4 protein-coding genes and 2 tRNA genes are annotated in these 3,471 nt (G+C 33.7%); 3 read left to right on the top strand and 3 right to left on the bottom strand.

Features of this window, described 5'->3' with window-relative positions; translation table 11 throughout:
* Positions 1–169: 169 nt before the first annotated feature.
* Complete coding sequence (locus tag NYG92_RS09045) at positions 170–1,198, bottom strand: bifunctional 3,4-dihydroxy-2-butanone 4-phosphate synthase/GTP cyclohydrolase II (RefSeq protein WP_289234201.1); 1,029 nt, start codon at positions 1,196–1,198, stop codon at positions 170–172.
* Between the two features lie 88 nt (positions 1,199–1,286).
* Between NYG92_RS09045 and NYG92_RS09040 the strand changes: the two genes are divergently transcribed.
* From NYG92_RS09040 to NYG92_RS09030, 3 genes are all read left to right on the top strand, one after another.
* Positions 1,287–1,361 (top strand) — tRNA-Gln (locus NYG92_RS09040).
* A 14-nt stretch (positions 1,362–1,375) separates the two neighbouring features.
* A tRNA-Met gene (locus NYG92_RS09035) sits at positions 1,376–1,451 on the top strand.
* Between the two features lie 96 nt (positions 1,452–1,547).
* Positions 1,548–1,775 (top strand): acyl carrier protein, encoded by a 228-nt coding sequence (locus tag NYG92_RS09030; protein WP_270977897.1) that lies wholly within the window; start codon positions 1,548–1,550, stop codon positions 1,773–1,775.
* A gap of 1 nt (position 1,776) precedes the next feature.
* On the opposite strand, the gene NYG92_RS09025 is transcribed toward NYG92_RS09030, so the two are convergent.
* Positions 1,777–3,012, bottom strand: a complete 1,236-nt coding sequence (locus NYG92_RS09025) for a DUF2920 family protein (RefSeq protein ID WP_289234200.1) — start codon at positions 3,010–3,012, stop codon at positions 1,777–1,779.
* The coding region (locus NYG92_RS09020; RefSeq protein ID WP_289234199.1) for a DUF2920 family protein at positions 2,999–3,471 on the bottom strand (473 nt) is incomplete at its 5' end. The genes NYG92_RS09020 and NYG92_RS09025, both read right to left, overlap by 14 nt.

The following is a 3,471-nucleotide window of genomic DNA, read 5'->3' as shown; positions in this document are numbered from 1 at the left end:
TGTGACTCTTAACAATAATAAGTTAAAGAACGGCTTTCTAAAGGAGTTAAAATGTTGTATTTAGACTTTTTTAGAAAGTGAAAGTCGAAATTATACATAAAGAAGCTTAAGGGAAGATGAAAGTGGGGAAGATTTGTGAAAAAATATTAAGCCCTTGTGGGGCTTAATATTAAAGTAGGTTTTTGAATTGACAAGTTTTAATGTCAAGCCCAAAGCCCTTTAGAGCAATAAAGTCTTTATCACAATTTTGCGACATTAAATGCACTTCTTCGACCTTAAAAAATCTTAAAATTTGTGCGCCTATGCCATAATTTTTAAATTGTGCCGCATTTGATTTTTCGCCTTGCATAAAAATGATAATTCCGCCATTTTGTGATAAAAATTGAATTTGTTCTAAAAGTTGCGAGAATTTATTTGAAGTTAAAAGCTCAAAATCACTATCACTAATGTGAAATTTAATATTTTCATTTTTTCTTGGTTGATTAAAGCAAAAAGCAATGTGCTGAATTTGATTGTGGTCTTCAAAGATGAATTTTTGTGCTTTAAATCCTGCTAAAAAGCTAGTTTGCTGCTCTTTAAGAGTGATTAAGCTTTCATTTTTTAGACGATATTCTATTAAATCGGATACGGTTATTATATTAAGTTTAAATTTTTCGCAAAATTCTAGCAAATCTTCCCTTCTTGCCATATCCCCATTATCTTTAACAATTTCGCAAATCACGCAAGCGCCTTTCAAGCCAGCCAGATGACATAAATCCACACTTCCTTCTGTATGTCCTGTGCGTTCTAAAACCCCGCCTTTTTTGGCTATGAGAGGATTGATGTGTCCTGGACGAACGAAGTCGTTAGCACAGGCTGCATCATCGGCAAAAATTTTAATGGTCATATCGCGCTCATAAGCACTAACGCCTGTTGTGGCTTTTTTTGCATCAACTGTTATAGTGAAGGCTGTTTCGTGGCTTGAGGTGTTTTTTGGCACCATTAAGGGTAATTCAAATTTCTTTGCTAAATTTTCATCTAAAGCTACACATAAGACTCCTCTAGCTTCTTTTATGGCAAAATTGACCTTTTCTTTAGTGCTAAATTGTGCAGGAAAGATAATATCTCCCTCATTTTCTCTATCTTCGGCATCAACCATCACGAGCATTTTGCCTTCTTTTAAGTCTTTTATCGCTTGTTCTATGCTTATAAAATTCATTGTGATCCTTAGGTTATAATTTTAGCATTGTAGCTAAATTTACTTGACAAATAAATTAAAAAAAAGTATAATTTCATTTTTTATTTGCTGGGGTATCGCCAAGCGGTAAGGCAACAGGTTTTGGTCCTGTCATTCAGGGGTTCGAATCCCTTTACCCCATCCACTCCGAATTCATAACGCGAAGTAGAGCAGTGGTTAGCTCGTCGGGCTCATAACCCGAAGGTCGGGAGTTCAAATCTCCCCTTCGCAACCAGATTATAATTTTTATCGTTTTTGATTTTTACCTAAATTTTTAACAGCAAAATGGGATTTTAGTGATAGTTTTGTATATTTTAAACAAGGAGACATAATGCAAATAATTAAAGAATTTTTTATAAAAGTTGGCAGAGATGACATCGATGAAAATATGAAAAATTTGGTAAGTAATAATGAAATTGATAGTATTGATGTGATGGCTTTAGTCACAGAGATAGAAAAGCACTATCAAAAAACTCTCGATAGAAAATACATCAAAATGACATATTTTGAGGATTTTGAAAGCATTAAAAAAATGCTTAATGAAGCTTATGGAGATTAAATTAAGAAATTTCAAGAAGAAATTTCTCGCCCTCATCTTTGAAAGTGAAAATTTTATCTCCGCAAGGATAGCTAATTTCCCCCTGTCTTTGCGTGAAAACTTTCGTTCTAAATTGCTCTAAAATAGTGGGTAGTTCCTTACGAAAAAGCCCACTATCACTCATACCAAGGCTATGACCTAAAATTCTAATAAATTTTTTATCTAACTCTTTTTCATCTTTTATAAGGTGTAATTTTGCCTTAAGACCTAATGTTTCATAAAGTTTATAAAGCTTTTCTTTATCATCTGCTGTGCCAAATTCATCATAGGCTGAGTGATAGCTGATAAAAAGCGTATCTTTAGCATACTTGGCTTGAATTTTTAAATGCTCTGCGTTAAGTAAAGAGCGAATTTTGTAATGTGCTGGGGTAAAGCAATACTTAGAATTGGCATCGCAATTCCAAAAAGTTTTACAAAAAAGCTTTATTTTTAAATCTCTGTCAAATGTTGTAAGTTCTGCTTCATTGTTAAGTTCTCTACCTACGATGTAGTTTAATTGTGGCAGGGGCGAGCAAGAATTGTCTAAAATAGCTTGGCAGTGCCACGGAGCAATTTTGGCGATTAAATGTGCAAGGTATCCACCATAAGAGCCACCTCCATAAATGACAGATAAGGAGGCTACCCCCCCCCCCCGTGTTTTAACTTTAATTAATCTTTTGCAGATATCTTTTAAAACAAAGATATGGTCAAGAGCTGGCATAATGCCATAATTTTGATATTCATCATTAGCAGGGAGTATGGTATAACTTAAGCCTTGCATTTTCATATCTTGTGGAATTTGTCCTTGCTCTTTATGGTGCTTGATCCATTGATTAAGTAAATTATGATAATGATAAGGCTTTAAATGGCTTTGATAAGGAATTTTAACTTTTGCTAAACGCTCCTTTAAATTTAGCATATCTGCTTCACTATATGCAAGTTTTGCGCTGTATTTTTCCTCATCTTGATTAAACCTATTACAAAAACAATGATAAAGGACATTAATCGCTAAAACGGGAAAATTTTGTGCTAAATTTTGTCTCGTAAAATCCATAAAAGAAAGATTAGTGCTACTGCCAAAACCTCCTATAATAAAGACGATAGCCTCAAGTTCTTTCGTCTCATCATAGCTAATGCGGTATTCTAATTTTGACTTTCTCTTAATCCCAAGCTCTACATCATCACAGCTTTTAATCTTATAAGTCTTATCCACAAGCATTTTTTACCTTTGAAATTTCTAGGTGCATTTTAGCATTTTTTTGGAAAAAATGATAAAGCAAATCATCACTTGGATAGCTTATGCTTTTGTTTTTACAAGGGGGTTTGGGGTGAGCTTTGATTTTTTTTAAAAGTTCTGGCAAATGCTTATTTACAAGGGCTTTAAAAGGTATGCCAAGTCCATGGTCTAAATTTTTAATAAAACGACCATCAATTTGTTTTTGATAACGCACAGCGTGTAAAGTCGCATCAAAGCCAAATTTTTCATAAAGTTTATAAAGCTCCACCTTTTCTTTTAAGGGTAACTCATAATCCTTTGCGGAATGATAACTTACATAAATGGGTTTGGGATAGTTTGCTTGAATTTCAAGGTGCTTTGGCTCTAAAATATAGCGGATTTTTCTTCTTGCAGGGGAGAAAAAATTAGGCGAATACCGATTAGAAGTCCAAAAGGTTTTAT

It is taken from the genome of Campylobacter felis, from assembly GCF_030250085.1.
In the GTDB taxonomy this organism is placed as follows: Bacteria; Campylobacterota; Campylobacteria; order Campylobacterales; family Campylobacteraceae; genus Campylobacter_D; species Campylobacter_D upsaliensis.
This window is presented reverse-complemented; position numbering and strand designations above follow the sequence as displayed.